Consider the following 260-nt stretch of genomic DNA (forward strand, 5'->3'; position numbering starts at 1 on the left):
CGACCTGCGCCCGTAGCGCTTCGCCCAGCAGATTAGAGGCACCCAGCCACTGCGACTGTTCACGCAGGGTAGAGAGCGCCTGACGGACCTGAATAATCTGGTTGGTGGCCAGTCGCTGTTGCGACGCCACCAGATCCATGCGCTGCGCCTGCTGATTCAGGGCAACCGAGAGTTCGCGGTTAACCCGAAACTGATCGCTGATCTCTGGCGGAAGATCGCCACTGTTTTCTGCCAGTTGCTCGGTGCGGGCCAGCGCGACT

1 protein-coding gene is annotated in these 260 nt (G+C 61.5%); it reads right to left on the minus strand.

All coding sequences use genetic code 11. From position 1 onward, the window contains the following. Positions 1-260: hypothetical protein (locus SB765_RS30965; RefSeq protein WP_410932666.1), on the minus strand; the 260-nt coding region annotated here is incomplete at both ends.

Origin of the sequence: Pseudomonas sp. SIMBA_067 (assembly GCF_046534675.1) — a bacterium.
Lineage (GTDB): Bacteria > Pseudomonadota > Gammaproteobacteria > Pseudomonadales > Pseudomonadaceae > Aquipseudomonas > Aquipseudomonas putida.